The sequence below is a fragment of the Streptomyces sp. TRM64462 genome (assembly GCF_013362995.1).
In the GTDB taxonomy this organism is placed as follows: domain Bacteria; phylum Actinomycetota; class Actinomycetes; order Streptomycetales; family Streptomycetaceae; genus Streptomyces.
The window spans coordinates 1-3,419 of sequence record NZ_JABWDV010000320.1 but is presented as its reverse complement, the minus strand read 5'-3'; the positions used below and the strand labels follow the sequence as shown (position 1 = coordinate 3,419).

Genomic DNA, 3,419 nt, shown 5'->3' with positions numbered 1-3,419 from the left:
GGCACGTGGAAGGACCTGACGGATTCGGTCAATACGGCGTTCCGGAATCTGACGGGTCAGGTGCGGGACATCGCGCAGGTGACGACGGCGGTCGCGAACGGTGACCTGTCGCAGAAGGTCACCGTCGATGTGGCCGGTGAGATGCTGGAGTTGAAGAACACCGTCAACACGATGGTGGCGCAGCTCTCGTCGTTCGCCGAGCAGGTGACGCGGATGGCGCGGGACGTGGGCACGGAGGGCCGGCTCGGCGGCCAGGCCCGCGTCGACGGCGTGTCCGGTACGTGGAAGGAACTCACGGACTCCGTCAACTTCATGGCCGGCAACCTCACCTCGCAGGTGCGGCAGATCGCCCAGGTGACGACGGCCGTGGCGCGCGGTGATCTGTCGCAGAAGATCGACGTGGACGCGCGCGGTGAGATCCTGGAGCTGAAGAACACCATCAACACGATGGTCGACCAGCTGTCCGCGTTCGCCGAGCAGGTGACCCGGGTGGCCCGCGAGGTGGGCACCGACGGGCGGCTCGGCGGTCAGGCCCAGGTGCCCGGCGTGGCCGGTGTGTGGCGTGACCTGACGGACTCGGTGAACGGCATGGCCGGGAACCTGACCGCGCAGGTCCGCAACATCGCCCAGGTCGCCACGGCGGTCGCCCGCGGTGATCTGTCGCAGAAGATCGACGTGGACGCGCGCGGTGAGATCCTGGAGCTCAAGAACACGCTCAATACGATGGTCGACCAGCTGTCCAACTTCGCCGAGCAGGTCACGCGCGTGGCCCGCGAGGTGGGTACGGAAGGCATCCTGGGCGGGCAGGCCGAGGTGCAGGGCGTCTCCGGCACCTGGAAGGACCTCACACAGTCCGTCAACTCGATGGCGAACAACCTGACCTCGCAGGTCCGAAACATCGCCGAGGTGACGACGGCGGTGGCCCGCGGCGATCTGTCGAAGAAGATCACCGTCGACGCGCGGGGCGAGATCCTCGACCTCGTCACCACCGTCAACACGATGGTCGACCAGCTGTCGAACTTCGCGGACGAGGTCACACGTGTCGCCCGTGAGGTGGGTACGGAGGGCATCCTCGGCGGCCAGGCCCGTGTCCGCGGCGTCACGGGCATCTGGAAGGACCTCAGCGACAACGTCAACGTGATGGCCAACAACCTGACCTCGCAGGTGCGGAACATCTCGCGGGTGTCGTCGGCCGTCGCCAACGGCGACCTGACGAAGAAGGTGACCGTCGAGGCACGCGGCGAGGTCGCCGAACTCGCCGACACCGTCAACACGATGGTGACGACGCTGTCGTCGTTCGCCGACGAGGTCACGCGCGTCGCGCGCGAGGTGGGCACGGAGGGCGAACTGGGCGGCCAGGCGCGCGTGCCCGGTGTGTCCGGCACGTGGAAGGACCTCACCGAGTCGGTGAACTCGATGGCGTCGAACCTGACCGGCCAGGTCCGGCAGATCGCCGCCGTCACCACCGCCATCGCCAAGGGCGACCTCACCAAGAAGATCGACATCGATGCCCGCGGTGAGATCCTGGAACTGAAGAACACCATCAACACGATGGTCGACCAGCTCTCCTCGTTCGCCGAGGAGGTCACCCGCGTGGCCCGTGAGGTGGGTACGGAGGGCATCCTCGGCGGCCAGGCCCGCGTCCGCGACGTCGACGGCACGTGGCGCGACCTGACCGAGTCCGTGAACGAGATGGCCGGAAACCTCACCCGCCAGGTGCGCGCCATCGCGGCCGTCGCCACCGCGGTGACCCGGGGCGACCTCAACCTCAAGATCGACGTGGACGCGGCCGGCGAGATCCAGGTCCTCCAGGACAACATCAACACGATGATCGCCAACCTGCGCGACACCACCCTCGCCAACGAGGAGCAGGACTGGCTGAAGGGCAACCTGGCCCGGATCTCCGGCCTCATGCAGGGCCGCCGCGACCTGGACGACGTCGCCTCGCTCATCATGAGCGAGCTGACGCCGGTCGTGTCCGCCCAGCACGGAGCGTTCTTCCTCGCCGTCTCGGGAGGCGGCGGCTCCGGCGCCACCCCGGCGGCCGCAGGTCCCGGCGCTGCCGCGGCGGCAGCGGCCGCGACCGGGGCGGAGCCGGGCGACGACGACGGCTCGTACGAGCTGCGGATGCGCGCCAGCTACGGCTACTCGGCCGGGTCCATGCCGACCTCGTTCCGGCCGGGCGAGACGCTCATCGGGACGGCGGCCGAGGAGAAGAGGACCATTCAGGTCAACGTGCCGCCGGGCTACCTGAAGATCGCCTCCGGGCTCGGTGAGGCGGCGCCCGCGCATGTGGTCGTGCTGCCGGTGCTCTTCGAGGGGAAGGTGCTCGGCGTGATCGAGCTGGCGTCGTTCCAGCCGTTCACGCAGATCCAGCGGGACTTCCTCAACCAGATCGCCGAGATGATCGCGACGAGCGTCAACACGATCAGCGTCAACACCAAGACCGAGGTGCTCCTCAAGCAGTCGCAGGAGCTCACAGAGCAGCTGCGCGAGCGGTCCGCGGAGCTGGAGAACCGGCAGAAGGCCCTGCAGGACTCCAACGCCGAACTGGAGGAGAAGGCCGAGCTGCTGGCGCAGCAGAACCGCGACATCGAGGTGAAGAACACCGAGATCGAGGAGGCCCGGCAGGTCCTGGAGGAGCGGGCCGAGCAGCTCGCCGTCTCCATGCGCTACAAGTCCGAGTTCCTCGCGAACATGTCGCACGAGCTGCGCACGCCGCTCAACTCGCTGCTCATCCTGGCGAAGCTGCTCGCGGACAACGCCGACGGCAACCTGTCCCCGAAGCAGGTCGAGTTCGCCGAGACCATCCACGGCGCCGGCTCCGACCTCCTCCAGCTGATCAACGACATCCTCGACCTGTCGAAGGTCGAGGCGGGCAAGATGGACGTGAGCCCGACCCGGATCGCCCTCGTCCAGCTGGTCGACTACGTGGAGGCCACGTTCCGGCCGCTGACGGCGGAGAAGGGCCTGGACTTCTCCGTACGGGTCTCCCCTGAGCTCCCGGCGACGCTGCACACCGACGAGCAGCGGCTGCTCCAGGTCCTGCGCAACCTGCTGTCGAACGCGGTGAAGTTCACCGACTCCGGCGCGGTCGAGCTGGTGATCCGCCCGGCCAAGAACGATGTGCCGCCGTCCATCCGCGAGCAGCTCCTGGAGGCGGGCTCCCTGCGCGACCCGGACGCCGATCTGATCGCCTTCTCGGTGACGGACACCGGTATCGGTATCGCCGCGAGCAAGATGCGGGTCATCTTCGAGGCGTTCAAGCAGGCCGACGGCACGACCAGCCGCAAGTACGGCGGTACGGGTCTGGGCCTGTCGATCAGCCGGGAGATCGCCCGGCTGCTGGGCGGCGAGATCCACGCGGCGAGCGAACCGGGCCGCGGCTCCACGTTCACGCTGTACCTGCCGCTGCACGT

The 3,419-nt window shown here is 68.2% G+C and carries 1 protein-coding gene; it reads left to right on the top strand.

Annotation, left to right across the window (positions count from 1 at the left end; all coding sequences use genetic code 11):
- Positions 1-3,419: HAMP domain-containing protein (locus HTZ82_RS15775; RefSeq protein WP_175410017.1), on the top strand; the 3,419-nt coding region annotated here is incomplete at both ends.